Source organism: Syntrophotalea acetylenivorans (assembly GCF_001887775.1).
GTDB lineage: Bacteria > Desulfobacterota > Desulfuromonadia > Desulfuromonadales > Syntrophotaleaceae > Syntrophotalea_A > Syntrophotalea_A acetylenivorans.
On the sequence record NZ_CP015519.1, the window covers coordinates 2124503 to 2151215 of the forward strand.

The window sequence follows — 26713 nt, forward strand, 5'->3', positions numbered from 1 at the left end:
CTCGCGATTACAGGATAACGTTGTTTTACAAATCAAAACTCAGAATATCACCTTTTCTGGTCGGGGAGCAACCTTCTTGTGCAACGACAGTTTTGCTTCGGGCCTTGTAACAACAGGTACCGGCGTGATAATTTCTCTTTTCCGCACAACAAAAGATTCAAAGCAATCAGTGAAATCCGGGTGCGGAATCTCGCAACAGGCGAGCAATATCAACCATCAGTCAGCTTGGAGAACCATCGAATGAGTAAAGCCCTAGGACTTCTTTCCGGCGGCCTCGACAGCATGTTGGCCGCTATGGCCCTCAAACGGCAAGGAGTCGATGTCACCGGAATCGTCTATGTCACACCCTTTTTCGGCGCTGAACGAGCCCGGATAGCCGCGCGTCAAATCGGTATTCCACTGATCGTCAAGGACATCAGTGATATTCATCTGGAAATGTTGAAAGCCCCCCGCTATGGCTACGGTCGCAATCTTAATCCCTGCATCGACTGCCATGCCATGATGTTCCGCATCGCCGGCGAAATGATAAAACAAGGAGACTTCGACTTTCTCTTTTCCGGCGAGGTCCTTGGCCAACGTCCCATGAGTCAGAACGCCAACGCCCTCAAGGCCGTAGCCAAGCACGCCGGTTGCGGCGACCTGATTCTGCGCCCTTTGAGCGCTAAGCTTCTTCCCATCACCCCCGTCGAGGAGCAAGGCCTGGTCGATCGCGAGCAACTGCTCGATATCCAGGGGCGCAGCCGACGTCCGCAGGAAGCCCTGGCCCGTGAGTGGGGGCTCAAGGACTACCCGAGTTCCGGCGGCGGCTGTCTGCTCACGGAGAAATCCTTCACCAACCGCCTGCGGGACCTTCTCACCCATCAGCCCGACTGTACCCCGCGGGATGTCGAACTGCTCAAGGCCGGCCGCCAGTACCGTTTGTCGCCCAAGGCCAAACTGACCCTGGGCCGAAACCTCCAGACCAACGAAAAAATTCAGGAACTGGCTACCAGCGGACACACCCTGATGCGCGCCGCCAACTTCAGCGGCCCCACCGGCCTGGTTAGCGGCCAGGCTGCTGAGCAAGATATTCCAGTAGCTGCGGCTATTGTGGCGGCCTATGGCAAGGGACAAAAAGAGACGCAGGTCAAAGTGCTCTGCACCCGGGGTGATGAGCGCTGGCAGGTGGAGGTAGCGCCCATGGGGCGGGAGGAAATCGAAGAGTATCTTGTGCCCTGACCCCAGCCGTATTGTTCTTTAGAGACTATTAAACACTCAACACCGCGGGGTTGCGGCCCCGCCCGACGCCCTACTCTTTTTTCGCGCCAAAAAAGAGTAGGCAGAAAAAGGCGCCCCGGCTCCTTGCCCTGCGGGTACCCTGCGCTGCGTCACAGGGGGTGGGAGGGGCACCAGATTTTACGTATTACGCTTTACGCCTTACGCTTTACGCCTTACGGTTTTAAACCCCTGTGAGTGCCGCCGAACAGAGGGATTTTAATCCGGACCAGAAAGACGTCTGAGCGCAGCGAATCTCGTCTTTCCCGGATTAAAATCCCGAAGTAAGGGAATCCGCCGCAGGCGGACAAACGGTGGGGTCGCTTTCTTTTGATTACTTTTCTTTCGTCGATACAAAGAAAAGTAATCCGCCCGACCGGGCGGAACCGGTCGAATTGTTAATGACTCATCAGCAGAAACTTGACACGAACCGCACCAAACTATTACATAATCCGACAAAACGTAAACACTAATCTGTGGGCTTGAAAGAACCGCCCAAACCCAAAATACAGGAGACGCTTAGCATGAGCGACGAAGGCCGCAAAATCATCTACTCGATGATCCGCGTCAGCAAACACCACAACAAAAAACCTATTCTCAAGGACATTTCCCTGTCCTATTTCTATGGCGCCAAGATCGGCGTGCTCGGCCTTAACGGCTCGGGTAAGAGTTCCCTTTTGCGCATCCTGGCCGGAGTCGATCAGGATTTTCAGGGCGAAACCATCCTCTCCCCCGGCCATACCGTCGGTTTTCTCGAGCAGGAACCGCAGCTCGAAGCTGGAAAAACCGTGCGCCAGATCGTCGAGGAAGGGGTCCAGTCGGTGGTCGACCTGGTCAACGAATTCAACGACATCAACATGAAATTCGCCGAACCGATGTCCGACGACGAGATGAACGATCTCATCGCCCGCCAGGCAGAGGTCCAGGAACAACTCGACCATCTTGACGCCTGGGACCTGGACAGCCGTCTCGAGCAGGCCATGGACGCCCTGCGCTGCCCTCCCGGCGATACGGTGGTCGATGTTCTGTCCGGCGGTGAAAAGCGCCGCGTGGCCCTGTGCCGCCTGTTGCTGCAAAAGCCCGACATCCTGCTCCTTGACGAACCGACCAACCACCTCGACGCCGAAACCGTCGCCTGGCTCGAACAGCACCTGCAGCGCTACGCCGGCACCGTCATCGCCGTCACCCATGATCGTTACTTCCTCGACAATGTAGCCGGCTGGATTCTGGAGCTCGATCGCGGCCAGGGCATCCCCTGGAAAGGCAACTACTCCTCCTGGCTGGAACAAAAACAAAATCGCCTGCAACAAGAGGAAAAACAGGAGAGCGCCCGCCAAAAAACCCTGCAGCGGGAGCTGGAGTGGATTCGCATGTCCCCCAAAGGCCGTCATGCCAAGGGGCAGGCGCGCATCAACTCCTACGAGGAACTACTTAAACAACAGGGTGCGGAGAAAGAACGGGAGTTGGAGCTGTTTATCCCACCGGGCCCCCGCCTCGGCGACATCGTTATTGAAGCCGACGGCGTTGCCAAAGGCTACGGTGACCGGCTGTTGGTCGAAAACATGACCTTCCGCCTGCCCCCCGGGGGCATCGTCGGCATCATTGGCCCCAACGGCGCTGGCAAGACCACCCTGTTCCGCATGATCACCGATCAGGAGCAACCTGACGGCGGCACTATTCGCGTAGGCGATACGGTCAAGCTGGCCTACGTCGACCAGAGTCGCGAAGCCCTTGACCCGGAGAAAACGATCTTTGAAGAGATCAGCGACGGCCAGGAGATGATCGAACTCGGCAACCGCACCATGAACAGCCGCGCCTACGTGTCCCGCTTCAACTTCGGCGGCGATCAGCAGCAGAAAAAGGTTGGCGTCCTCTCCGGTGGCGAGCGTAATCGGGTGCATCTGGCCAAAATGCTGCGCAGTGAATCGAATGTGCTCCTTCTTGACGAACCGACCAACGATCTCGATGTCAACACCATGCGCGCCCTCGAAGAGGCCCTGGAAAACTACGCTGGCTGCGCAGTAATCATCAGCCATGATCGCTGGTTTCTCGACCGCATCGCCACCCATATTCTGGCCTTTGAAGGAGACAGCCAGACTGTCTGGTTCGAGGGCAATTGGTCCGAGTACGAAGAAGACCGTAAAAAGCGCCTCGGTGCCGCCGCCGACCAACCCCACCGCATCAAGTACCGGCACCTGACTCGCGACTAGGACCCGACCTCCGACTTGCTTCCTCTTGCAGAGGTCATTGCCTCTGCAAGAGGAAGCATTCACCACTGCCTCACCTACCAAAACACTATTTTTCTTTTCTCTTAATCTTCTCCCTCCCCCACTACGCCCTTCTTTGCATAAACCACCTGCCTGAAAAAGCCATCCCACAGCTCTAAGCATTTGTTTTTCCACGAACATTACTACACAAGCACATCAGAATTATATTAAATGAAGTTTTTTTGATTATTTTTCTTTTTTGCTTGACATGTTTTTTTTAATTGGAATATAACTAGGTTCTACATTTAATTAGATTGCTTTTTAGTTTTTAACTAATTAAATACTTTTCCGAAAAGAGCAAACCCGTAGTAATGCGGGGACGCAAAACCATGGATCCTTCATCAAAGGACTGCCAGGTTGCCGAAGAAATGTCAGGCTCACTAAATGGCCCATCTTCGGATTGAAGATGGGCTTTTAACTTTTAGCGTCTTTAACGTCATTAAGTGGCCGCAAGCCATCTTTACTGGCATTGATAAATGTTGTGTCTGCCAGCCGTTCGGCACCTGGCGGAACGTTTGACCATAACACTAATTGTTCCCGCCGGGCGGCGGGAACGGAATCTTTACAAGGGAGGTTTGGCATGGCAGGAAAAATTCGGCAGATGATCGATCAGATTCTGAACCAGAGGGCCAAAGATAACCCCATGCTCGAGAGAGTCATAAAAACCAAACTGATGCTCAAAGGCGTCAATCCGAAAAAATATACCCTGGAATCCCCTGACGATCCCGTGATCATCCAAAAACTCGAACGCATGATGCATTTGTTTCAATAACTTGTTCAAACAATTATCAAGGAGACCACCATGCACATCAAAACCGCTCTTTCGAACAAGGATTCCGCAGAAGCCAGTGTGAAAGAACTCGCTGACGAGTTGGCCGCCCTTGACCCGAAACTGGTTCTGTTTTTCGCCTCGACCAAATATTCCCCTGATACTATTTGCGGACTCATGCAGAACGCCTTTCCGACAAGTGAAGTTTTCGGCTGTTCCACGGCCGGAGAAATTGTCAGTGGCCAGATGTTGAACAACTCCATCGTGGCCATGGCTTTCTCAGCGGAAGCCATTAAGGATCTGGATATCCAGATCGTAGAAAACCTTCAGGACGAGCAAGCTCTGACCAGCGCCTTCGGTGCCTTTGAGAATCACTTCAAAACCCCGATGACCGAGATTGATCCTTCTGAACATGTAGGCATTATCCTCATCGATGGCCTTTCCGGAGCCGAAGAAGGTTTTATCGAAAGCGTCGGCGATCTGACCAATGTCACCTTCATCGGGGGCTCGGCAGGGGACGACCTGCAATTTGCAGCGACCCATGTCTATGCCAACGGCAAAAACTACCAGAATGCCGCGATCCTCGCATTACTCAAGCCAGGAGTCGATTTCACGTTCATCAAAACCCAAAGTTTTCGCGATCTTGGCAAACCTCTCGAGGTTACCAAAGCCGATGAACTCAACAGGGAGGTCCTTGAGTTCAACGGTCAACCCGCAGCCGCCAGTTATGCCGCCGCCATCGGCACCTCGATTGAAAAAGCTCCCGAGCACTTCATCCAAAATCCCATTGGCCTGGTCATTGATGACGAACCCTATGTTCGCAGCCCGCAACAGATCAAGGGTTCCAGCATTCTATTCTATTGCAGCGTCATGGAGGGGATGGAACTCTCCCTGCTGGAGTCCACCGACATGATTAAAGACACCCGGCTGGCTATCCAACAGGCCGCGGAAGAATTGGGCGGGGTTTCCGGCATCGTCAACTTCAACTGCATTCTGAGAACTCTGGAGCTGACCGACAAGAATTTAACCAAAGAATACGGCAATCTGTTCGGAGCGGTCCCGACCATCGGCTTCAGCACCTATGGCGAACAGTATCTTGGTCATATCAACCAGACTGCCACCATGTTGGTGTTCAAATAGGACATCACCAACCAAGGAAAGGAACCGGAAAACCGGTTCAACAGAAGCACGCCAGCGCGATGACCCCAATGCATGGGCCTTGGTTTTCAGTCATCTCCGGCTAAAAACGGCAAAAAGCGATTGTTTGTTGATTGCCGCTTGCCTTATGTGAAGGTTTTGTCATGTCCCAACAATCCATACAAAGCTTTATTCCCGAGGAAATCGACAGTGGTCTGAAGGGCAACCTGTCGTTAACCAACATTACCAACCTTTTGCAATTTCTTTCCTTGAGTTCCAAAAAAGGATTGATCGAGCTAGACCGCCATCCCGACAACAAAGAGGGCAGAATCTATTTTGTTGGTGAAGAACTGGTTTCGGCTCAGTCGGGCACGCTGACAGGTATTGAAGGGTTTGCCGATCTGCTGAGTTGGGAACAGGGCACCTTCCATTTTTTGCCCGACATCGGGTGTATCGACAAAACCATCGGCCTTAACGTGCAGCATGCAATTCTAGAGGCGGCCACACTGCTTGACCATCAGGCAAATGAAAAGGCCATGAGCCAAAATAGCGAAGTTGAAGAAAGGGGTTTTTCAATGGAACCGACAGAACGGGATTCAAGTGAAGTCATGAACAGCTTATTGGAAGTTCCCGGCGTAGATGCCGTGGTCGTTGTCGGCCGAGACGGTTTTGTTATTGAATCAGCAGGCAGCAGCTCCAGGGTAAACATCGAAGAACTTGGAGCCTCTCTCGCCCATTCTATAAACGGCATCGAAGAAATGGGGGGCGAATTGAACGTCAACAATTTCCAGGACATGTTCATCGAGTATGGACGGGCAGTCATTATGTGTCGCCCGGTTGGCGACGCCGTGGCAGCCATTATCACGCCAGATGCGTCTAAACTGGGAGTAATCCGCCATAAAACGAAAAAGCTCTTCGTCGAACTCGGCCAATCATTCTAGGAGGTCTTTGCAATGGCGTTGAAAACTGAATTTACCATGAACAATGAAACCAATCGCCGCGCCTTGAACGGCCACGAAGTGGTAATGCACTCGCACCACTACCTGGCGCTGATCACCAAGCTTGTTGAGGACCTCGAAGACCTGGGCGGGCCGCAAATTCTCTGCGAGGTGGTTGAAGAGAACATGCGAAATATTCTCAACGATTATTTCCAGGAGAATTCCCTATCCTCCGCCGAGGAGCGTTACCGCGCTGGCGAGGACTATTTTTCCACCTTCGGTCTGGGCAAAATGCACATCACCGGGGACGAAAAGGGGGGAGAAGTCCGGCTCACCAGCAGCCATATCGATGAAGGCTGGACTATGAAATGGGGTCCGCACAGCAAGCCGGTTAACCATCTCACCCGCGGCTTTATTTCCGCCATTTTTTCTGCAGCCTTCAACAAGCCGCCCAAAAGTTACGCCATCGACGAAACGGCAAGCATTGTAACCGGCGAACAAGAAAGCAAATTCATTGTAACGGCTTTGTAATAAGGGAGGACATTTTTCATGACCGTAATGCGTGATACCGTCGTAAAGGCCTTGGCTAAAGTCCACGTCCAGAGCGACGAAAACGGGTTGATCCCCGAATATGAGGTTTTGGTGAACCTGCTGCCGGTTTCGCTTCTGAATACCTTTTCAGAACGAATGATGGAAGCGGCACCTCCCGAACGAAAAGACGAAGTGGAAGCCGGGTTGGTCCGGGCCGCCTATGAGTGCGGCTACCATACCGGTTGCGGCATCATCACTTCGGAAATTTTCAGTGATGTTGTCATGCCGATGGTAACTGAGGATGAAAAAGATATCCTGCGTGGCGCTTATGCCGCCTTCACCGCCTGGGGCTGGGCAAAATCAGGAATAGTTCAACTCAAAGAAGCAGAAAAGATGACCATTCGCGCCTTTGATTACTATGAGGCGGACAGTGGCGGCAAGGGTTTGCGAGGCTTCATGCTCCGGGGCCTGAGCCAGGCCTTCTTCGATCTGGCCTATGCTGAGCCGTACCCTGACGGCATGGATACGTATCTATGCCGCCAAACCAAAGGCATTGAAGTCGGTGATTCTTATGGCGAATTCGTGGTGGTTAAAAAATAACGTCACAACCGGAAAACGATCCGTAACTCTACACCCGACCTGACTTCGGAGAGAGAACCAAAACGGTACCGATAACTAAACCCGCAGTCGATAAGCCACGAAATGGACTCACTGGATAAACAACCTGTTGCAGATGCCCTGACTTCGGCGGTTGAAATACAATGGAGCGGCATCCTGCGCGCCATGGTTGCCGAAGAACAGTGCGGCATGGTCGTCCTGTGTAACGGACGCATCGCCTGGGCGGTCAGCGATAATCAAACGGAAGACTTACCTTTTTTTCTGGAGCAAATCGCCCGGGTCCCTAAAGACAGGCTCAGAGAAATCGTGAACCAACAGAACGCGCCGGGCAAATCGAAAAAACTCGGTCCGGTTCTGGAGGCAGCGGGGCTAATCACCCCTGACATCTTCCGCGAATGCCTGTTGGCACATATACGCAGCGCTCTTGCTTCGATTCTGGAAAACCCCTTGCTGGTTGCCCAAACCAGCAAGGCAGCGATTGCCGCAGATGGCGGCTTGACCTTTTCTCTGGGGGACGCTCTCGGCAGCGACGAGAAGGAATCGGCCGCTGCCATCGCCCCAACCACCTCATCGGTTACGGAAGGGGTTTCCAGGGATTGCAACGGCGAGATCCTGGAAAACCTCGCCCTGTTGTCGGGCTACATGTATTCCTTTATCGCCAACATCTCCGGGAAACTGCTGGCTTTTCATGAGGCCGAACACGCAGAGGAGCAAGAGGATTCGGTCTTTACCACCGTCGCCGACTGGATTTCGATCTCGCTGAAAACGGCCAGTACTCTCGGCATGGGGCCGACCCAGGTGGCCTTCATGGAAGGTGCCGGTCAATCGCTGCTGGTTCAGGCAACCGACTCCGAACGAAAGCATTTCCTGGCAGTGGCTTTTAACGAAGAGGGTAGGCTGGGGGTGGTAAAAGCCAAGATCGCCGGGATGATCCCAACGGTCCAAACATTCACGGAAAAGCGGTAAACTGGGGAGAACACCATGGCAAACATCATTTCTATCGTAAGTTCCAAGGGGGGAGCCGGTAAGACAACCGTCGCTTTGAATCTGGCCGTCGCCCTGGCGGAAGGACAGGAACCGACACTCCTGATCGACTTGGACCCTCTGGGTGGCGTCGGTTTTTCCCTCGCCCGCAGCGATACAGAATGGCAAGGCCTTACAGAATACCTCATGGACCTTACCTCAATTGACGAGGTGGTCATTCCAACCAAACTGCAGCACCTGTCGATTCTGCCACGAGGATCGCTGGACCCTCTGGACGTTGGACTTTATGAACAGCTTCTCCACTCTTCCGGCACGTTGCAGAAAATTCTAGCCGCCGTGGAAGACCGATTCCGTTACATCATCATCGACACACCCTCAGGCCTGGGCCAGATCACCAGGATGGCCCTTTCTGTCACTACCTATGCCGTCCTACCGTTACAGGCTGAACCGTTGGCTTTACGAACCATCTCCCAGACCCTGCGGGTGTTACAACACGTCAAGGAAAACGAGAATCCCGATCTGGAATTGCTGGGCATCCTGGCCAACATGGTTCAACTGAAAAACGACGTCTCTTTTACCATTATGAATACCGTCTGGGCTTCTTTGGAGGGGGTACTGGAAACCTACATGCCGCGATCCGAAACCTTCACTCTGGCCAGTGAAAAAGGGTTGCCCATCGCCTTTCTAGCGGGTAAATACCCCGCTGAAGCGATCCGGTTCGAGAGTCTGGCCACCGAAATCAAGAGCATCATTCACAACCTGGGTGGTGTTTCAGGAGAAACCGATGAGAGACCAGAGCGTGCCCTTGTATGACCTTGAACAAGCGCAACAGATCCTGACCAGGTTAACCCCTGTTACGCCTGGACAAACCCAGGCACCGATTCTGCCGGAAGCCGGATCGTCTTTCGTGCGTCTATCCCTCTCCTCCCTCGCCATTGAAACGCAGCCTAAAAGTAACCCGACCCCGCAGGCTGCCGGGGCGGAACCGGAAGGCAAATTAGAGTTGCCGCCCCATTTCAACACCTGGGAGGATTGCATCTCCTGGTGCATGGAGGTAACCCGATCGGAAGCCGCTTTTGTTGTCGACTCCCAAGGTTTTATCATCGCCAGTCGAGGACGCATCCCCGGCCGTGGAATCGAATGTACCGGAGCCGAACTGGTCTGCGCTGTCGAACTACTGGAACGAATGGATCCCGATTCGGGCAACCTGACCTGGGTAGACTTTGATTTTGACCGTCGGCGACTTGTCGGGTTCATCGCTCCCAAGGAGGAGGGTGAGTTTTATATCGTCGGCCTCCTTGCTCCGGAACCGGCCTACTATAGCCATAAACAGGCGATCACAAGCCAGATTATCGAAAGCTTGCCCGGCATCGACTGAGCAATATTGGCTTTCTTCTCCCGCGGCGGGCCGCTTGCCGCGGGAGTCTTTTTCCTCAGAATTGCGACTTAAAGGAGTCACCCGTGAGACTGTGACTCTAGCATGCCCGCGCTGGGCGACTGCGTTCAGCGTCCTGCAAACAGCCGTTTTCCCCTTGCATTTTCCTCCTCATTAGATTAATGTGCCGCCCCAGTTGGTCATCCTGCCCGGCTGCGGCCGGAACGCATTAACCCTAGCGAGCTGTTCCCTCCCCCGGTAGTCAGCCGTACACATCCCCAGTCAGCTTGATGAAGAAACAAATCCGGCACCATTGCCACGTCGACAGCCCTGCGACCTGGATCAAGTACCGTAAAGGGCTATGCAACGACTGCCGCGCGGTCTGCTGCAGCCTGCCTGTGGAAGTACGCGTTGAAGATCTGGTGCGCATGGAACTCATCGATGCTTTTGAAGCCGAAGAACCGGCAAAGCAGCTTGCCAAGCGCCTGAAAAAAGAAGGCCTGATCGATCATTTCAACTTCAAGCACGAAATCTTCACCCTCGCCCGAAGGGCTAATGACGACTGCATCTTTCTGGACCAGATCAGTCGCCGCTGCACTATCTACGCACGGCGTCCAGCTACCTGCCGCAACCACCCACAGGTCGGTCCTCGACCCGGCTACTGCGCCTACCAGCAACAGGCCGTTCGATAGCAACAAGCTCTCTTCTGCAGGTAAACCTTGTTCTTCCCGCACCGTCTAAAATAATAAGATGGCGACGAGCGCCGTCCGGAACAAGGAGGCGATCATGAGACACATTGTTTTGGCATGCCTGCTGCCAGTTGCCTGCCTGCTATGGGTCGGAACCGCCAAGGCGCAGTTGGCCGAGATGGAACAGCGGGCAATGAGCGACACCTTTCAGTACGCCCTGGAAAACAATCCCACCGATCAAGCCGCCGACTGGCTGAACCCCGACACCGAACATGCCGGCGCCGTGGTACCGGTGCGAACCTTCACCAACGCCCAGGGCCAACCCTGCCGGGAATTCATCACCACTATCACCGTCGGCGGCGAACAACAGCAGGGCTACGGCACCGCCTGCCGCCAGCCGGACGGCACCTGGCAGATCGTCAACGACGAGCCAGCTCCCCAAGTAACCAAGGTGGTCAACCGCCCCGTTTACGTGGTCCAGCCCGCTGAGCGCTACTACGTCTACCCCCACGCCTATTACAACCCCTATCGCATCTACTTCAGCTTCAGCTGGTTGTTTCACGGCGGGCGGTTGCATGTCGGAAACTATTACTCCGATGTCTCTCGGTGGCATCACCCCTATTATCGGCATCCACACAAATATCGTCACTACAAACCATTGCCTCACCACCGTTGGTACCGCCGAGAGCACATTAGACGCTCCTGGAACCGACCCAAGACCATATACCGCGACCGGCACATCTATCGTGATAGAGGACGGCTTGAGCGAAACATTGATCGTCGTGACGGCCGTAGCGAAAGGCGTTTTGATCGGAATCGCAACCGCAGCGAGCAACGGATATACCGTCGATGAAGTACTTGATCCCCCCAGGGTTGCACAACATTCATTATGAGAGTACATTGAATTAAGAGGCCGTCGGCCGGCGGCCTGCAGCCCTGCCGGAGCGTTCCGGCAGATGAAATGACCTACTGCAACCAGCGAAAGGGAGGAGCATGAACCTCAAAGACTATTTCGACAATACCGAAGGCACCGGTATTCTCGCCACTGCCGACGGTCAGGGCAAGGTCGACGCGGCTATTTATGCCCGACCCCAGGTTCAGGACGACGGTTCGATCAGCTTTATCATGCTCGACCGACTCAGCCATCACAACCTACAGACCAATCCGCACGCTGCATTTTTGTTTCTCGAGGCCGGCGGACGCTACCAGGGGGTGAGATTGTTTCTGGAAAAACTCAAGGAAGACACCGACCCGGAGCTGATTGCCCAATATTCGCGCCGTTGCCCAGTTCCTGAAGGCGATCCCGTAAAAGAACAGAAGTTTCTGGTTACCTTCAGAGTCAATCGTATGCTTAAGGTTCTCGGCGGAGACTCCCCCGAGGTTTCCATGGGCTGAATCAGCAACAGAACCAGTAAAAAGCCGGTTGTCGGAAGGGACAACCGGCTTTTTATAAGAGAGGGGCAGGATTCTGTGTAAATGCACAGTCACCAGAGGAGGTCTCGCCCTGCATTTTATACGCTGTGGCACGTGGTGCTATAAAGCGCAAAAGAGTAGATTAGCACCAGATACACGGAATATAAAAAAACAGTTCGTGTTTCACAGTTCCAAACCTCCATCTTTTGGCGCGCCTATTCCCTCCTGAATGGCGCGCCCTTTTTTTATCCTGATCGCGCAGCCAGCTACCCTGCACATCACTCCTTTTCCCCGACAAATGAGCGTACCGAGTGGCGAAACAGGTCCTCGGCGATACGCCGCAACTTCGGTGAGCATTCGGCCTGGCGAAAGTCGCGTCCGGCAGCGAATCGCTGCCAGAAGGGAGGCATCTGGTCCAGACGCTGAGCCATGCCGCCGTCCGCATCGGAGTTAATCCAGTACATGCGCTGAATCCCGGAGTTGATGATCCGAGTCAGGCACATGGGACAAGGTTCGGTGGACGTGAACAGAATCAGGTCGCCGCATCGGCGCGGATCGTTATTGGATTTTCCGCCACCCTTCTTTTGCAACCGATCCTCGTAGCGGTTGAGCAGATCCATTTCGGCATGCATGTCACTGCGAAAGTAGGGGCTGTACTGCCGATTGCGCCCCCGCTCCACGACTTCGCCGGTCTTGCCGTCCACCAGGCAGGCACCAATCCCGCCCGAACCGGCCTTGAGACTGACAATGGCATCCTTGACCACCACCAAGCCAAAGACGTCGTCCCGAAAACGCTTATCGGGCACATAGGCGACGATGCGCGCCTCAAGCTCGGCGATGCTCTGCTGCAGCGGCGGCTCGTCGGCCAAACCTCCGCCGGCTAGCAGCAGAGCGCTGAAGAGAAAACTGACTAAAAGAACTTTCTGCATGGTTCGTCTCCTGACAGGTGGATGGAATTATCAAGGCGCGCAATGCAGAAAGGTATATATCGGCTTCCATTTGCCGGTCAACAATGTTGTAAATTCGGGATGGTTTCAGGCGCTATTCCGAATCAGGGCTCATCCTCTTCCCCATGGATCAGTTCAGACTCATGGCGCAGGTATTCATCGGTCTCCTTGCGGGCTTGTTCCAGGTGCCCCGGGTGGCTCTTTCTGTACATGTCTTCCGGCATGTGACCGGTGAGCCAGCTCGGATTCATGGGATAAACCTCGGGGCTGAAGATCACCGAATAGAGGTGCCAAATCAGAATGGCCAAAGTCGCCAGCCAGGCCTCCCAGAAATGAATGACCAAAGCCACGTCCAACACGCCCTTGGGGATAAAGGTCGAGAGCCAATTGTCAAACCAGAGCATCCAACCGCTCAGGACCATGACCGCCGAACCCCACACCAGAGCCCAGTATTCGGCCTTCTCCACGTAGTTGAAGCGTCCGCTGCAGAGCGGTTTCTCACCCCGGCCCAGGTAGTAGAGGATCTGCCGGCCGAATGAGAGAAAGTCTGTCCACCGCGGCCACATGTCCCGGAGGAATCGGCGGCCCCGATGAGTGAACAGATAGCCCGCATGCCATACCACGCTGACGCAGAACAGCACCGCGGCAATCCTGTGAGCCAGACGACGGACCGCAAAGCCCCCTTCCCAACCGAAAAACCAGCGAGCGATAATGCCTTGATCGTAACGTAAGGCAAAACCTGACAGGACCAGAACGATAAAGGCTATGGTCAGCAGCATATGCTGCCAGACTTCATTGGGAGTCATGCGCTGAATCTGCGGTCGCCGGTCGATGACTTCTTTGAACTGCCGGCCAAGATCGAGCAGCCAATGCACGACCATGAGACCGATGATCACGACAATGGCGATCTGGTAGATGAGGGTTACGATCTCCGCCGCCGGGGTGTGCAGCCCGGTTCCGCCGACCCCGTGAATAGGCGTTCCGGCCATGGCCTCGCTGATGCCTGGATGGCACTCGCCGCAGGTCTGGCGCAGATTTCCGGGACTGACGGTAGAGGCCGGGTCGCTGCTTGGCAGGACCCGGTGGGCCCCATGACAGGATGCGCAATTGGCGACCCGGGTATCTCCGGCCTTGCTCTTGAGGCCATGGTAGGAGTCGACGAAGGAAACAAGTCGCCCATTCGGCAGGCCGTACTTCTCGTTGAGCACCTCCGAGTCGTGGCAACGGGCGCAAGTTACCTCCGCCACCCGCCGCGGCGACACCGGGGAGCGGGGATCGTCGGGGGAGAGGATGCCGTGTTCGCCGTGACAGTCGGTACAGACCGGGGAATCGGTCTGACCGTTGGCTACCAGTCGACCGTGAATCCCTTCGCGATAATCCTGCTCGATACCCTTGTGGCACTGACCGCAGGTGTTTGGAATATTGAAGTGGTTAACCGTTGAATCGGCGAAACTCGGCGCCAGTATGCGATGGGCCGAGCCTTCGGAAGAATGACAGTCGCCGCAGGAGGCGGCGACAAAGGTTCCTCCCCGGGTCGCCTGGCCGTGAATGCTGGACTCGTACACCTGGACCGGACGGTCGAGAAGGATCTCGTATTTGCGGGTGATGTCCAGGTTTTCATGGCAACCGCTGCAGGTTCGCGGCAGATTGGCCGGATGGACCGCCGACTCCTTGTTTTCGGGTGCCAGGATTCCATGAGTGCCATGACAGGCGGCACAATCGGGAATATCCTTATTGACACCGTCTGCCCGAGCGCGGCCGTGAAACTGGTATTTTTTGGCTGCCCCACTGTGACAACTGCGGCAGCCCTGGTCGCCGGCCCGGAAACCCGGCTCTGGCCGATGAGGCAGAGTGCCCCGGTCCTGATGACAGGCCAGGCAATCGAAACCGGCATGCACCGAGGCCACTTTGCCCTCGGCCGCCTTGGGATGGCAACCCCTGCAGGTCTCACTGGAGATCGGCTCGGCCCGGACCCGGTCAAGGGCACCGGTCGACAACACCGCAAACAGCACCATCGCGACCAGTAACCCGATTGTAAAGTGGCGCCTAAGCCATCTCATGATTTTCTCCAGCTTGATCGTCAACCGGTGGCTGGAAAAAAGGGGCAGAATCTTCTGCCCCCTCTTCTCTCTGCCGACCCGGTCGGTTATTTACGATGGAACTTTTTTGCCTTCTCGGCCGCCCAAGCTTTATCGCGGCTGGCGTGACAGGAAAGACAGGCATATTCGACGGTCACGAAGCCCTTGGCAACGCTCGATTTCTTGCCTTTTTCTTCGATCTCCTTGAACATTTCGGCATCGGCGGCCGGATCGATCTTAAAGAGATGGGTCCGCACATCGCCGGTATAACTGGTCACAGAGATAGCCGACTTGCTCGCCTTGGGCATATGGCAATCGATGCAGCGCGTTCCCTGCCGGCCGTGACGCTCTTTGGCGTGGCTCTTGGCGATGCCGGGATGACACTTGGCGCAATTGTCTTTGGCCAGGATCGCCCTTTCATGGGGATTGTGGCAATCGATGCAGGCCAGGTTCTTATGAACTCCCGCCTTCAGCTCGTTGATCTGTTCGTGATGGCGCACAAAACCGCCCTTGGCCGGAGGCTCAGGTCCCATGCCGCCGCGCTGGTGGCACTTGCCGCAGGATTCGGCGCTGAGATCGACCTTGATGGTCGCCTTGGAGGGGCGCTTAAGATGATCGCCGCCGGGGCCGTGACACTCTTCGCAGCCGATACCGTCTTCCGCCCAAGTGCCGATCATCCCCTTCATACCGTACTGGTGACCTTCCGGACTGTAGTTCGTCATGTGGCAGGGCCCGCACTTGTACGGCTTCTTTTCCCCTTTGTGATAGAAGGACCAGCTGCCGTCTTCCAGGTTGTACTGGGTTTTGGCTTCGGAGCCGTCCTTGGCGCTGGTGATGATGTAGCCCTGCTTGTCGATGTACCGAACCTTCTTGGTCGCACCACCGATCACGTAACTGATGTCGTCCCAACTGTAGCCTGGAGGCAGCGGCAATTTGGAAAAACGCGCCTTTTCAGAGCTACGAATCTTCCACGGATGACCGCTGGCCTGCCATTGATTGTACTGTTCCGCATGGCAGGTGAAGCACTTGTCCGAACCGACGTAATCGGTGGCCATGGCAGGAACGGCCAATCCCAGCACCAGCAGAATCAAAAGGATCTGTTTCATGGTATCCTCCCCGGCTGAAGGCGAATTTTCCCGACATTTCAACACTAACAGCAGGGTGCGCTAATTCAAGTGCCCACCTTTGAAATCACGCTCCAGTTAACACCTTTTTCAGGGGCCGGCATAAAACCCTTTAAATTCCTATGGTAAAATTCCCTTCTGCTGTCCTGTGGTCTGATTTTTTGCCCGGCTTAAGGGAGTACAGCCGGCTATTTTTCGTTATGGACCGTTGGTCGGCGCCCCTTAAAAAATATGCAATTCTTTAAGACGCTTTTACATCAATCGGTTTCCATTGACCTTCAGCTCGCCTCGTTCAAATACCGCCTTGCCGTGAAACTTGCCCTCACTGCGTTCGATAAATTGCTGACCGATCAGGCCTTCGAGCTGTTGTTCGACCCGTTGACCGGCCCGGGCCGCGATTTCTTCATCGGTCGGCAGAGAAAATCCCTGCTGCCGATAGGCATTTTTTATCTGCTGAGAAATCATGCTGGTCAGAAGGGTTCTAACCAGCTTTTCGTCCGCCGTCACTTGCGCCTGGCCTTCCAATTGTTGCACTAGGGCGGGCATGTTTCCCGGCTCCAGATCTTCATTGCCGTGAAACTTTAAGCGCAGCTTCCCGGAGAAATCTCCCTCGGGAGTGGCAATATGTACTTTGCGCAGCTCGATCTCCGGCGAGCCTTTGATCATGCCGCTCAACAGGCGCATATAAACCTGCATCATATAAAGACCCATGGACTCCGGATCGAAGGATTCCTGCTCATAGACCCCCAGCGCATCCCGCTGATACTGGCTGAGAACCTCACCGTCGAGACCGCGCATGGCCAGTTCCAGCTCGCCGGGACCATAGCCGGCATCGTCAACCTCGACCTTGGCAACCTTAAGAGTCTGCAAGTATTCGACGGTCGAACCGTTTTGCGATGCCTGAGAGTCGATGGCAACACCTTCAACCCGCACCTTTTTCCGTCCCTTGCCCGCCGCGTCAAAATCGACCTCCAGCGGCCCGAAGCTCGATTTATAATTGCCCAGGTAGACCATGGGAAAGGCCTCGTACAGGTCGAAGTCGACCTGCGCTCCGTCCCACTGCAGGCTGCCTTCATCATCCTTCATCTTCAGGGAGGCGATCTCCAAGTTTCCGGCCAGTTCCGTTAGATCCATGGAGAACTCCGTGTCGCTCTGCAAACCGCCCCAGTGGATGGTGAGCTGTTCTTCCTCGAGGGTCTTTTCAAGCCCCGGAACCAGCAACCGGTCGCGGCCCCGGCCACTCAGGCTGATAGTGGCCACATCCGTTATTGCACCAAGCCAGGGCAGTTTGGACAGCAGATCCTCTTCCCCGGCAGTCGCCGCCACCAGCCGTGTTTCGATGTGGGCCAACTTCGGCGCCAGGCTGAAGCTTCCGCCACCAACCGGCAGCGGACCGTTGCAGATACGGTGCTCTAAAGTCAGTTGCAGTGTTTTTGTCTCGATCTCTCCCTCGTCCCCGGCGGATCCCGGCACGCTGAACTCTATGAGGGTCCGCCCTTTGGACGACAAAAAACCTCGTTGGTAGCTTTCACTGGTCATTTGAACCGGCCCCCACTTTTCGAATCGGGCGAGGTGCTCCCGATAGTGTTTCTCGACCTGACCACCGACCAGATAGGTGGCGCCGGCCCAACCGGCGATGCCGAGCAGGACAATCACAAGAATAATGACAAATTTTTTCATGGTTCCTCCTGGGATAATCTAGAAGCCGATAGCCTGACCGCAGAAAATGACAGGTTTCCAATGTTACCATTTTATAGACGACATGGGCAGATCAATTCTTTCAGCTTCCGGCGCCCCCTTGCCCGGCATCGCCCCCTTGCTTTAGACTTGAATAAGTAACTACTGTTTGCACTCTCTATGCCGGAGGCTTATGAAAAGAGACACTTACGAACAATCGACCACAGCTGCGGGCTGGAATTTCGACAACAGCTACGCCCGCTTACCGAAAGACCTCTACGTCCGCCTCAATCCGACCCCGGTAGAGGCGCCCAAGCTGGCGCTTTTCAACCGGCCCCTGGCCGAAAGCCTGGGTCTGGACGCCGAGACCCTGGCCGGACAGGAGGGCAGCGCCCTCTTTTCCGGCAACCGTCTGCCGACAGGTGCCGAACCGCTGGCCCAGGCCTACGCCGGCCACCAATTCGGCCATTTCGCCATGCTTGGCGACGGCCGAGCGCACCTGCTGGGAGAGCAGCTCACCCCTGACGGCTCGCGCTTCGACATTCAGCTCAAAGGCTCGGGGCGGACGCCCTTTTCCCGCAACGGCGACGGCCGCGCCGCCCTTGGCCCCATGCTGCGCGAATACCTCATCAGTGAAGCGATGTACGGCCTCGGCATCCCCACCACTCGCAGCCTCGCTGTAGTAACCACCGGCCAGCCGGTCTATCGCCAAACCCCGCTGCAAGGCGCCATTCTCACCCGGGTGGCGGCCAGCCACATCCGGGTCGGCACCTTTGAATATCTCGCTTCCCGACATAACTGGGAAGCCGTCCGCACCCTGGCCGAGTACACCATGGGCCGCCACTTCCCCGAGCTGCTGAAAACCGAGCAGCCGTTCCTGGCCTTCCTGTTCGCCGTCCTCGACCGGCAGGCCGCGCTGGTCGCCCGCTGGCTGCAGGTCGGTTTTATCCACGGAGTCATGAACACCGATAACGTAGCCCTGTGCGGCGAGAGCATCGATTACGGACCCTGCGCCTTCATGGACAGCTACGATCCCGCCACCGTGTTCAGCTCCATCGACCATGGCGGCCGCTACGCCTACGGCCGGCAGCCGGCCATCGCCCAGTGGAACCTGGGCCGCTTCGCCGAAACCCTGCTGCCGTTGCTGCACGACGAAGAAGATAAAGCCCTCGAGCTGGCCAACGAAGCCATCAGCGCCTACCCGCAAATCTTCCGGCGCCACTGGCTGACGGGTATGCGGGCCAAGCTGGGATTGTTCAATAAAGAAGAGGATGATTCGGAACTGCTGACCGATCTGTTGTCCTGTATGGAAAGATGTAATGCGGACTACACCAACACCCTGCGCGACCTGGCCCTGGAGACTTTTCCCGGTGAGACAATCTTTCAGGATGAGGAGTTCCAACGATGGCACCAACGCTGGCAAGCGCGGCTGGGACGGCAAGGGGAGAATATCCAAGAATCCCGCAGTCTGATGCTGGCCCACAACCCGGCGGTCATCCCCCGCAACCATCGGGTCGAAGAGGCCCTGACCGCCGCCGAAGAAGGGGACTACTCGGTGCTGAGGCGGTTATTGGAGGTGCTGGCCAGCCCCTACGAGGACCGGCCCGAACACGATGCCTATCGCCAGCCGCCGCCCGCCTCGGCCTGTGTCTACAAGACTTTTTGCGGCACCTGACGCCAAATTTGCTACTGAGCAATGAAGACGTTGTCCTGCAATTCTTCTCCCAATTTTGTGTTGCGGCGAACAATGTCCGCCAGCCGGGTTTGTTCCAATTCGTCAAGTAAATCGGGATCGGAGGTAAAAAAGGGATCGTTTCGATACCAGAAGCGGTCCCCGTCGCGCAGGCGGATAAATTGCTCCAGAATGATCGTTCTAAAGGTTTCCCCCACCATGGCTCCCGGCATGTGGTCCTCTGCCAGGCCGACAATCCAGGGGTCCATATCCCTGGTATCGCCGTAGGTGCTCTGTAACAACTCCTGCACCTGGGGGGCGATGGTGATATCGGAGAACTCTCGTGCCTGCTTCAGACGGTACGCCTTGCGCAGGTTGTTGTAGTCAGCTATTCCATGATCCCTGCCGCGCTGCATGTTGAGAGAAGCCAGGTCGAAGCCCCCCTCTCCCGGTTCGCCGAACAGAAAATTGCGGATGCCGTCGACCACCTTGGTGTCTACTTCCTGTGCCACCTGGGTGGCCAAACCGTGCAGGATAGCTGAGATCCCGCCGCCCTGATGAACAAGGGTGGGGTTGAAGAACGCGTCCTTGAGGGAGGTATCGATCAGTTCCTGATCCGCGCGGTTAACCCGCAGCAGGGTCGGTGACAGCATGCTGTGGCCGAAACGATACGCCACCGTCGAAAACTCGTTGGCGATACCTGGATTCACGTCCGGATCGTAGCCCCGGTAGGGCGGCAGCGCCCCCGGGCCGAGCAGCAGAGGCAAGAACTCCCGGTAGGTAATGATCTGCAATTGGGCGCCGACGATTTTGCGGGCCCGCTGGTAAATCTGCTCATCGGTCTGGGTGGGCCAAGCGACGGCGATTTCATCACAAAGCCGGTTATGCTCACGGACAAACAGGGTATGCACAGCGGTCAGAGCGATCTGCTCATTGGCCCTTACATCGCCGGCCAGAAAGAGTTTCGGGTCCGGACCACCGGCATTGTCGAGGCCGTCGGTATTGAAGGGAAGGAACTGCCCGCCGCCAGAGGTCGCCAGCTTCCCCCCCTCGAAGGTGCGCAAGGCGTCCGCCCGTTCCTGATCCGAGCCATAGACGTTGGAAGCGTCGATATAAGCGGTTATCAGGTTGAGTTGCTGTCGTGGAGAACGTTTCGTGGCGCCTCCGTCATGCATAGCGCGATTCATGACGATGTACTTCTCCCCTTCCGAATAGGGGTCGAAATACGGGTCTCCGACAGGCACCGGGATATAAAAGGACTCCAGGGGATAGGCCTCCGGCGTGAGATCGAGATCATGATCGATAAATTGTCCCCACAGCCAGAAAAAATCGCTGACCCCGGCACGGTTAAGAATGCTCTCTTCTCCCTGTGCCGCCAGTATATTACTGATCAGTCGGGGACTGCTGCGATCTTCCCCTGCGGGAATTTCCCCCCAATCCCCATAGTCTTCATCGGCCATTCGCAGCAGGGGTACGCCGGCACTGCCATACTCCCGATTTTGCAGATTATTATCGCTGCCGTCGATGGTCCTGACCTCATAATCGACGGTTCCGGTTGCTGCCCGATTGGAAAACATCAGGGCAGCCAGTATCAGTGGGATTCCCAGTACCAGCAGGATTCCGATTTCTCTTCTCATGATGCCTCCTCACCCTGGGCATTCGTTTTAGGAATTAAGGGTTTCGCAACCTCCTGATTCATCCATACTACTCCTATACTACTTCATCTTTATCACCCCAGGCCCTCACAGCAACCAGCTTTAATATTAAATTCAGACCAGATTCTAACGAGTTCTGTAATTCGGGGTGAAAAGGACCACGCCGCCCATCGCTGCGCGGAGCAGTCCCTCTCGGGTTAGCGCTATTCAAATGCCAGTACTTAGCCAACATCCCAGCAACCTGCCCAGGTCCCCGCAGGCACTATATTCAAACATTCATATTGTAATATGTATTCCGATGTGGTAATTTCTCTCCATCATTAACTTTCAGCTCGTTTTCGGAGGGAGCCATGAATATTCAATACCAGACCAAGAACACCTGTGCCCGCCTGATCGATATAAACATCGAAGGTGACATCGTGACCAGGGTATACTTTTCCGGCGGTTGTTCCGGCAATGCCCAGGGAGTCAGTGCCCTGGTTAAAAATCGCCCGATAGCCGAAGTCATCGAGTTACTAGGCGGCATCGATTGCGGCGGCAAGGGGACCAGTTGTCCCGACCAACTGGCCCAGGCCCTACAGCAAAAAGTTGCCTGATCGACCTGTCGTACGGCAACCCAACCGCTGTAGCAAAAAAACCGTCCCTGCAAGGACGGTTTTTTTGTGTTTTAAGATACAGAGAACTTTAAAAAGGCGCCCTGCTGGTCAAGGCCCTTCTTGGCGCCTTTGCGTGAGGTAAGGTTCTCTTGTTTTGACCTGGGGGGTGTAATTTAACGCCAGGTGACCTGTTCGGAAACCACAACTCCACTTTCGGCCATCTCCCGCATGGCGGCCTCCACCGGCGAGATGCCGCCGAACTGCTCGGCGTTCAGGTAGTTAGTGGTCCTTGCTCCACAAAGGGAAAGGTCCACCACCACTTGCAGTTTTTCGGAGGGGATTTTGTTGCGGGTGGCCACGGCAGAGACGCGCAGGCAGCTGTTGAGGGTGCAGCCGCCCATGACCAGGGTGCGGATGCCGTTCTCGGGCAGGGCTTCGAGCCATTCGCCGTAGCCGTTGCTTTCGGGCATGAAGAGATTGTTGCTCGGTTTGAGGAAATAGGGTTGGTCGTTATCGAGGATGGGCACCAGCGCCTCGTCCCAGGGGTAACTTTCCGGGCCGAAGGGACAGCGGCTGAACATGGTCTCGACCCGGCCGTAAACGGCGTCCAGGAGGCGGGCGCAATTGTCGAAAGCCAGCCGGATCGGCATCGCTTCCATATCGCCGATGGGACCGAGCCGCCACAGCCAGTCCCCAGCGGTGAAGGAACGTTGGGGATCGATGAGCAGCAGGGCCGTTTCAGAGGAGCAGACACAATACCCCCCCACGGCCGAACGTTGCAGGGCCTCGTCATAATCGCCGGCCCGCTCGCTGCTGACGATTTCCTGCAGCAAACCGGCCGTCCCTGCCAGGCCGGTACCGGCCCAAAGCACCTCTTCATCTGGCGGCAACTCAACCTCATTGCGGGACTGGCCGCCACCGTATAACTGCTTCGCCCCCAGTGGTCCCCGTCGCAGGACCTGGCCGTACACGCCTTGCGGGTCGCTATTCACCTCTTCCAGACAGGCGACGAACGATTCCTGATCCAGGGCGGAGCGGATGGTCAGGTAGTCCAGCAGGGCATAAAGGTGGGCCTGAGGCCCCTGCCAACCGAGTTCTATCGCTGCGTGGAACAGGTTCTCCCGGGTGAGTTTGCCGTTCCGATCTTTATCCAACGCCTCGAATAGTTCGATAAATTCACTCATGACCTCTCCGGCTGGATGAGACTGGTGGTCTGAAAAGCGCGGCATTCAGGATAAACTGCTTCCGAAATCCACTTCACGCCTGTCAGACATTGTCGCTATGGCGCTTGCCTGAACGGAGACAGTCTACACTCCACTCACCGCCCCCTGCCACAAAAAGATAAAAAAACAGGAAACAATACAGTATGGCCAGTTCGCCCCCGTTGAGAATGGGCCAGAATCCCTTCTGCCCGTGAGCGATAAAGTAGGCAAATGCCATCAAGCCGGAGAGCAAAAAAGCAATCGGGCGGGTTGCCAAGCCGATTAGAAGCAGGAAACCACCGAACAATTCCAATACTCCAGCCACCCCGGACAGAGAGAAGAGTTCAAATGCATACCGCTGCGGGGCAGGAAAACCAAACAGTTTCTGGCCACCGTGCTGCATAAAGAGCAAGGCAACCACGATGCGGACAACGCTCAGAATCCGCGGCCTCATGGTATCCAAAAAACGCACCATTTACATCCTCCCATTAATAAGGCTGGTATGCGAAGCTAAGTGCCCTCTGATAACAGGCGACAGGGCGGCCTTTAAATCGCCAATTGATGCGTCGTGCTCGTCCCCGAAATAGATCTGAGCCTTTTGCCGCAACACCTTCAATCTATCTTTATCCAACTTTATTTCCATGGTTACCTTTCCTGATAACGCGAAGAGGCTGCCACCGCTGGCTTGCCGCTTACCCCGCGAAGTTCACTCGGAAACATGTTCCATTGACGGTCTCCACCTCCAGAGCGCCCCCCAGCTGGTTGACCAGTGCCGAGACCAGCTGCAGTCCGAGAGTTTTCGCCTGGCGATGGTCGAATTCCGCCGGCAATCCTATGCCGTCATCGACTACCTTCAGTTCGATCTGACCGTTCTCGCTCTGCAACGAGACCGTTACCTGCCCGCTGCAGCCGTCGGCAAAGGCATGCTTGTAGGCATTGGAGAGAAGTTCCGTGACCAAAAGACCGCAGGGGACCACTTTTTCGATATCGAGTGGCACATTTTCCACCACCAGCCGGCAATCGACCTCTTGCTTCGGTGACTGAAAGCTCTTTTCCAGCTGTCCGACCAGATTCTCCATATACTTTTTGATACTGATCTCGGACAGGTTTTTCGACTGGTAGAGCTGCTCGTGGGCCAAGGCCATGGAGCAGATACGGCTCTGGCTTTCAAGGAAGCAGGCTTGCAACTCCGGATCGCTGAACCTCTGCGCCTGCAAAAACAGCAGGCTCGACACCACCTGCAGATTATTCTTCACTCGATGGTGAATTTCTTGCAGCAGAACCTCTTTTTCCGCCAGCGAAGCCCTAAGCAGTTCCTCGCTACGCTTGCGCTCGGTAATATCGAGCAGGGAAGCCACCCCGGTGGGCAGCCCCTGGTATTCCATGACCCCGGCCGAAATCAGCACGCAGCGCTGTTCGCCGCCTTTGGTCAGGTAGCTGATCTCGTACTGGCCGGAGACGGTTTTTCCGGACAGCCGTTCCAGGCCGTTGTTTCGGATCTGCTCCCGGACTTCGCCCTGGGCCCATTCCCAGAATTTCATCCGGTACAATTCCTCGGCGCTATAGCCCAACAACTGCTCCATGGCTGGATTGACATAGACGAACCGATCTTCCTGGTAGATGGTGATAGGCACCGATGAAGTCTCCGCCAGCACGCGGAACTTTTCTTCGCTCTCCCTCAAGGCGCGCATCGCTTCGAGCTGATCGGTTATATTTTCAATGAAGCTCTCGAATTCATCGGCCCGGCCGTCTCCGTTCATTATCCGCCTGGAGTGGACCCGGCAGGTGACGAGGCTACCGTCCTTACAGTAGAAGAGATTATTGAAAACATACCACGAGTCGCTGGAGAGTATGTTCTCCACCAGAGGCGCCCGCGTAGACGGCTCGGGGAACAGAGCGTCCTGAATGTTGGAAAGGTTGACGCTCTCCAGCAGCTCTTGCACGGAATCGTACCCCAGGATGGAAGCGAACGCCGGATTGGCGTTGAGCAGTTCCCCTTCTCGCGTGGAGCGAGTGATGCCGAAGGGGGCGTGCTCGACGATGGTGCGATATTTGTGCTCCGATTCCCTGAGCGCCTCTTCGGTCTGCCTGCGCTCGGTGATATCGACGAGCAGGTTGACGGCCCCTTCCGTTTCGCCTGCGGTATCCGCCAGCAGTTCGGGGTAAACGATCACGTTGGACCTGGTGCCGTCGGGGTGCTCGACAATGATTTCCTTTCCCTGGCAGGCTTGACCGGTTTTCAGAGTAAGAGCCATGGGGCATTGGTCGTGGTCCATCGGCGGGCCATCGAGATAACGCAACATATGGGAGCCGCACCAGAGATCACTGCCGAGCCTGGGCTCGCGCTGCCAGAATTCCTGCGCCCTGCGATTGAAAAAGGTGATGCGACCCTCGGCATCGGTAGTGTAAGCCGCGATAGGCAACATCTCCATCAACTGGCGATATTGTTCCTCTCTGCGCCAAAGCGCTTCCTCAGCCGCTTTACGCTCACTGATATCAATAACAAAAGCGAACCTGAATTCCCGACCGTCATAATTGACATAGTTGCTGCGAACCTCCACCGGATAAAGACGTCCGTCCTTGGCTTTGTGGCAGCGTTCAAAGCGCCGGACTTTATCCTTTTTCAAGCTGATCCAGGACTCGACCACATCTTCACCAGAAAAATCGGGATCTATGTCGGGCAACGACATGCCGACCAGTTCTTCACGGCAATAGCCCAGAGAGGCACAAGCGGCATTGTTGGCGTAAGTGATTTGTCCTTCCGGCGTTATCCAGAATGCCTGCTCCGCCGTGTTATCCACTGCAAATTGGTTCAGGCGCAAGGCCTGCTCTTCCTGTTTACGCTTACTGATATCCGTAACAAAAACACAACTGTATTCCTGGCCGTCATAATTGACGTAATTGCCGCGAACCTCCACCGGGTAGATACGTCCATCCTTGGCCCGGTGAAGACTTTCAAAACGCATCGACCCCTCTTCTTTTAATTGTCGCCAATAATCGACGGCTTTGTCAGCGGTAACATTCGGGTCGATTTCCCATATCGGCATGCCCTCGAGTTCTTCACGACTGTAATCCAGGGCGGTGCATGCTGCCTCGTTGACATAAAGAAATCGGCCTTCGGGGGACATCCAGAAAGCCTGGTCGTCGGTATTTTCCACGGTGAATTGGGTGAGATGCAGCACGCGCTCGGTTTGCTTGCCTTCACTGATATCCCGAACCACGCAGAAAAGAACCTCTTTCCCCTTCCAGGTGACCGGTTTATGGGTGACGGCCACATCCAGCATCTGACCGCCCTTGCGCCGAAAGCGCGTTTCGAATCGCTCCCCCAGCCATTTCCTTGTCGCGTACATGTGTTCAATTTCTTCCCGCGACCAGACAACGTCCCAGTCCCAGACCTTCTGCCGGCGGACTTCTTCCAGACTGTAGCCGAGCATTTCGGCAAAAGCATTATTGGCGTATAGGACCCCCGCGGTTTCGACATTCATAATGACGATACCATCGATGAAATGTGCCAAAAAGGCCAACGGCAGGTCCTCTTCGGTTGTTTCGACCAATTCTGTTGCGACCGGGACCTCACCGCGTGACAAAGAGACCGTGAAGCCATGTTCCTGCAACAATGTCCGCGCCGCCTGCTGGTCCTGATCGCTTCCTTCAATGTACAAAACCATTTGTGCCACCACCTTGTCTTTCGGCCCCTAAATACAAAAAACCACCCGCGCCTTATAAACGCCGGGTGGTTTCGTCTGTCGTTTCAACCTTCTGCCGAATCATCGCCCTACCTGAAGAG

23 protein-coding genes and 1 riboswitch are annotated in these 26713 nt (G+C 55.6%); of the genes, 15 read left to right on the forward strand and 8 right to left on the reverse strand.

All coding sequences use genetic code 11. The features are described 5' to 3' along the window. Positions 1 to 240 precede the first annotated feature (240 nt). From A7E78_RS09735 to A7E78_RS09795, 13 genes are all read left to right on the forward strand, one after another. Positions 241 to 1218 carry a DUF814 domain-containing protein gene (locus A7E78_RS09735; RefSeq protein ID WP_072284034.1) on the forward strand — a complete coding sequence of 326 codons (978 nt, stop codon included), beginning with the start codon at positions 241 to 243 and terminating at the stop codon, positions 1216 to 1218. 560 nt (positions 1219 to 1778) lie between these two features. Next, positions 1779 to 3464: an energy-dependent translational throttle protein EttA gene (gene ettA / locus A7E78_RS09740; protein ID WP_072284035.1), complete on the forward strand. Its 1686-nt coding sequence runs from the start codon at positions 1779 to 1781 to the stop codon at positions 3462 to 3464. 343 nt (positions 3465 to 3807) lie between these two features. After that, positions 3808 to 3886: riboswitch (cyclic di-GMP riboswitch) on the forward strand. A gap of 215 nt (positions 3887 to 4101) precedes the next feature. Next, positions 4102 to 4293 (forward strand): hypothetical protein, encoded by a 192-nt coding sequence (locus tag A7E78_RS15400; RefSeq protein ID WP_072284036.1) that lies wholly within the window; start codon positions 4102 to 4104, stop codon positions 4291 to 4293. Positions 4294 to 4323: 30 nt separating this feature from the next. Continuing rightward, positions 4324 to 5430, forward strand: a complete 1107-nt coding sequence (locus A7E78_RS09750; protein WP_072284037.1) for an FIST signal transduction protein — start codon at positions 4324 to 4326, stop codon at positions 5428 to 5430. A 161-nt stretch (positions 5431 to 5591) separates the two neighbouring features. Then, complete coding sequence (locus tag A7E78_RS09755) at positions 5592 to 6368, forward strand: DUF4388 domain-containing protein (protein WP_072284038.1); 777 nt, start codon at positions 5592 to 5594, stop codon at positions 6366 to 6368. A gap of 12 nt (positions 6369 to 6380) precedes the next feature. Continuing rightward, positions 6381 to 6896 (forward strand): 4-vinyl reductase, encoded by a 516-nt coding sequence (locus tag A7E78_RS09760; RefSeq protein WP_072284039.1) that lies wholly within the window; start codon positions 6381 to 6383, stop codon positions 6894 to 6896. A gap of 18 nt (positions 6897 to 6914) precedes the next feature. Beyond that, positions 6915 to 7496, forward strand: coding sequence for a hypothetical protein (locus A7E78_RS09765; protein ID WP_072284040.1), 582 nt, complete (start codon positions 6915 to 6917; stop codon positions 7494 to 7496). Between the two features lie 102 nt (positions 7497 to 7598). Further along, positions 7599 to 8480, forward strand: coding sequence for a hypothetical protein (locus A7E78_RS09770; RefSeq protein ID WP_072284041.1), 882 nt, complete (start codon positions 7599 to 7601; stop codon positions 8478 to 8480). Positions 8481 to 8495: 15 nt separating this feature from the next. Beyond that, on the forward strand, positions 8496 to 9311 hold the full coding sequence (locus tag A7E78_RS09775; RefSeq protein ID WP_072284042.1) for a ParA family protein: 816 nt from the start codon (positions 8496 to 8498) through the stop codon (positions 9309 to 9311). After that, positions 9283 to 9876, forward strand: a complete 594-nt coding sequence (locus A7E78_RS09780) for a hypothetical protein (RefSeq protein ID WP_072284043.1) — start codon at positions 9283 to 9285, stop codon at positions 9874 to 9876. The genes A7E78_RS09775 and A7E78_RS09780 overlap by 29 nt, the downstream gene beginning before the upstream one ends. 287 nt (positions 9877 to 10163) lie before the next feature. Next, positions 10164 to 10565 (forward strand): YkgJ family cysteine cluster protein, encoded by a 402-nt coding sequence (locus A7E78_RS09785; protein WP_072284044.1) that lies wholly within the window; start codon positions 10164 to 10166, stop codon positions 10563 to 10565. A 94-nt stretch (positions 10566 to 10659) separates the two neighbouring features. After that, on the forward strand, positions 10660 to 11415 hold the full coding sequence (locus A7E78_RS09790; protein ID WP_072284045.1) for an RT0821/Lpp0805 family surface protein: 756 nt from the start codon (positions 10660 to 10662) through the stop codon (positions 11413 to 11415). 140 nt (positions 11416 to 11555) lie between these two features. After that, on the forward strand, positions 11556 to 11957 hold the full coding sequence (locus A7E78_RS09795) for a pyridoxamine 5'-phosphate oxidase family protein (RefSeq protein WP_072284046.1): 402 nt from the start codon (positions 11556 to 11558) through the stop codon (positions 11955 to 11957). A 296-nt stretch (positions 11958 to 12253) separates the two neighbouring features. On the opposite strand, the gene A7E78_RS09800 is transcribed toward A7E78_RS09795, so the two are convergent. The 4 genes from A7E78_RS09800 to A7E78_RS09815 form a co-directional block, all read right to left on the reverse strand. Beyond that, positions 12254 to 12904 (reverse strand): nucleoside deaminase, encoded by a 651-nt coding sequence (locus tag A7E78_RS09800; RefSeq protein WP_072284047.1) that lies wholly within the window; start codon positions 12902 to 12904, stop codon positions 12254 to 12256. 122 nt (positions 12905 to 13026) lie between these two features. Then, the gene (locus A7E78_RS09805; protein ID WP_072284048.1) at positions 13027 to 14982 is read right to left on the reverse strand and encodes a cytochrome b/b6 domain-containing protein; all 1956 of its coding nucleotides are present in this window, start codon (positions 14980 to 14982) and stop codon (positions 13027 to 13029) included. Between the two features lie 86 nt (positions 14983 to 15068). Next, entirely contained in the window at positions 15069 to 16106 is a 1038-nt protein-coding gene (locus tag A7E78_RS09810; protein WP_072284049.1) for a multiheme c-type cytochrome, read from the reverse strand. A 270-nt stretch (positions 16107 to 16376) separates the two neighbouring features. After that, positions 16377 to 17804, reverse strand: a complete 1428-nt coding sequence (locus A7E78_RS09815) for a YdgA family protein (RefSeq protein WP_072284050.1) — start codon at positions 17802 to 17804, stop codon at positions 16377 to 16379. 190 nt (positions 17805 to 17994) lie between these two features. On the opposite strand from A7E78_RS09815, the gene A7E78_RS09820 reads away from it, so the two are divergent. After that, complete coding sequence (locus tag A7E78_RS09820; RefSeq protein WP_072284051.1) at positions 17995 to 19476, forward strand: protein adenylyltransferase SelO; 1482 nt, start codon at positions 17995 to 17997, stop codon at positions 19474 to 19476. Positions 19477 to 19487: 11 nt separating this feature from the next. Here A7E78_RS09820 and A7E78_RS09825 read toward each other — a convergent pair whose 3' ends face one another. Next, a complete protein-coding gene (locus A7E78_RS09825) occupies positions 19488 to 21110 on the reverse strand; it encodes a peroxidase family protein (RefSeq protein WP_072284052.1) in 1623 nt (540 codons plus the stop codon). A gap of 368 nt (positions 21111 to 21478) precedes the next feature. On the opposite strand from A7E78_RS09825, the gene A7E78_RS09830 reads away from it, so the two are divergent. Further along, positions 21479 to 21724: a TIGR03905 family TSCPD domain-containing protein gene (locus A7E78_RS09830; protein ID WP_072284053.1), complete on the forward strand. Its 246-nt coding sequence runs from the start codon at positions 21479 to 21481 to the stop codon at positions 21722 to 21724. Positions 21725 to 21897: 173 nt separating this feature from the next. Here the strand turns inward: A7E78_RS09830 and A7E78_RS09835 are convergent, their stop codons facing one another. The 3 genes from A7E78_RS09835 to A7E78_RS09845 form a co-directional block, all read right to left on the reverse strand. Beyond that, positions 21898 to 22908, reverse strand: coding sequence for an isochorismatase family protein (locus A7E78_RS09835; protein ID WP_072284054.1), 1011 nt, complete (start codon positions 22906 to 22908; stop codon positions 21898 to 21900). 82 nt (positions 22909 to 22990) lie between these two features. Beyond that, the gene (locus tag A7E78_RS09840; protein WP_072284055.1) at positions 22991 to 23401 is read right to left on the reverse strand and encodes a DoxX family protein; all 411 of its coding nucleotides are present in this window, start codon (positions 23399 to 23401) and stop codon (positions 22991 to 22993) included. Positions 23402 to 23618: 217 nt separating this feature from the next. Continuing rightward, complete coding sequence (locus A7E78_RS09845; protein WP_072284056.1) at positions 23619 to 26594, reverse strand: PAS domain S-box protein; 2976 nt, start codon at positions 26592 to 26594, stop codon at positions 23619 to 23621. Positions 26595 to 26713 lie beyond the last annotated feature (119 nt).

What these genes read in the sequence shown, in the direction of transcription:
- A7E78_RS09735 (WP_072284034.1), top strand. Translation starts at nt 241, where the DNA reads ATGAGTAAAGCCCTAGGACTTCTTTCCGGCGGCCTCGACAGCATGTTG.
- ettA (WP_072284035.1), top strand. Translation starts at nt 1,779, where the DNA reads ATGAGCGACGAAGGCCGCAAAATCATCTACTCGATGATCCGCGTCAGC.
- A7E78_RS15400 (WP_072284036.1), top strand. Translation starts at nt 4,102, where the DNA reads ATGGCAGGAAAAATTCGGCAGATGATCGATCAGATTCTGAACCAGAGG.
- A7E78_RS09750 (WP_072284037.1), top strand. Translation starts at nt 4,324, where the DNA reads ATGCACATCAAAACCGCTCTTTCGAACAAGGATTCCGCAGAAGCCAGT.
- A7E78_RS09755 (WP_072284038.1), top strand. Translation starts at nt 5,592, where the DNA reads ATGTCCCAACAATCCATACAAAGCTTTATTCCCGAGGAAATCGACAGT.
- A7E78_RS09760 (WP_072284039.1), top strand. Translation starts at nt 6,381, where the DNA reads ATGGCGTTGAAAACTGAATTTACCATGAACAATGAAACCAATCGCCGC.
- A7E78_RS09765 (WP_072284040.1), top strand. Translation starts at nt 6,915, where the DNA reads ATGACCGTAATGCGTGATACCGTCGTAAAGGCCTTGGCTAAAGTCCAC.
- A7E78_RS09770 (WP_072284041.1), top strand. Translation starts at nt 7,599, where the DNA reads ATGGACTCACTGGATAAACAACCTGTTGCAGATGCCCTGACTTCGGCG.
- A7E78_RS09775 (WP_072284042.1), top strand. Translation starts at nt 8,496, where the DNA reads ATGGCAAACATCATTTCTATCGTAAGTTCCAAGGGGGGAGCCGGTAAG.
- A7E78_RS09780 (WP_072284043.1), top strand. Translation starts at nt 9,283, where the DNA reads ATGAGAGACCAGAGCGTGCCCTTGTATGACCTTGAACAAGCGCAACAG.
- A7E78_RS09785 (WP_072284044.1), top strand. Translation starts at nt 10,164, where the DNA reads ATGAAGAAACAAATCCGGCACCATTGCCACGTCGACAGCCCTGCGACC.
- A7E78_RS09790 (WP_072284045.1), top strand. Translation starts at nt 10,660, where the DNA reads ATGAGACACATTGTTTTGGCATGCCTGCTGCCAGTTGCCTGCCTGCTA.
- A7E78_RS09795 (WP_072284046.1), top strand. Translation starts at nt 11,556, where the DNA reads ATGAACCTCAAAGACTATTTCGACAATACCGAAGGCACCGGTATTCTC.
- A7E78_RS09800 (WP_072284047.1), bottom strand. Translation starts at nt 12,904, where the DNA reads ATGCAGAAAGTTCTTTTAGTCAGTTTTCTCTTCAGCGCTCTGCTGCTA.
- A7E78_RS09805 (WP_072284048.1), bottom strand. Translation starts at nt 14,982, where the DNA reads ATGAGATGGCTTAGGCGCCACTTTACAATCGGGTTACTGGTCGCGATG.
- A7E78_RS09810 (WP_072284049.1), bottom strand. Translation starts at nt 16,106, where the DNA reads ATGAAACAGATCCTTTTGATTCTGCTGGTGCTGGGATTGGCCGTTCCT.
- A7E78_RS09815 (WP_072284050.1), bottom strand. Translation starts at nt 17,804, where the DNA reads ATGAAAAAATTTGTCATTATTCTTGTGATTGTCCTGCTCGGCATCGCC.
- A7E78_RS09820 (WP_072284051.1), top strand. Translation starts at nt 17,995, where the DNA reads ATGAAAAGAGACACTTACGAACAATCGACCACAGCTGCGGGCTGGAAT.
- A7E78_RS09825 (WP_072284052.1), bottom strand. Translation starts at nt 21,110, where the DNA reads ATGAGAAGAGAAATCGGAATCCTGCTGGTACTGGGAATCCCACTGATA.
- A7E78_RS09830 (WP_072284053.1), top strand. Translation starts at nt 21,479, where the DNA reads ATGAATATTCAATACCAGACCAAGAACACCTGTGCCCGCCTGATCGAT.
- A7E78_RS09835 (WP_072284054.1), bottom strand. Translation starts at nt 22,908, where the DNA reads ATGAGTGAATTTATCGAACTATTCGAGGCGTTGGATAAAGATCGGAAC.
- A7E78_RS09840 (WP_072284055.1), bottom strand. Translation starts at nt 23,401, where the DNA reads ATGGTGCGTTTTTTGGATACCATGAGGCCGCGGATTCTGAGCGTTGTC.
- A7E78_RS09845 (WP_072284056.1), bottom strand. Translation starts at nt 26,594, where the DNA reads ATGGTTTTGTACATTGAAGGAAGCGATCAGGACCAGCAGGCGGCGCGG.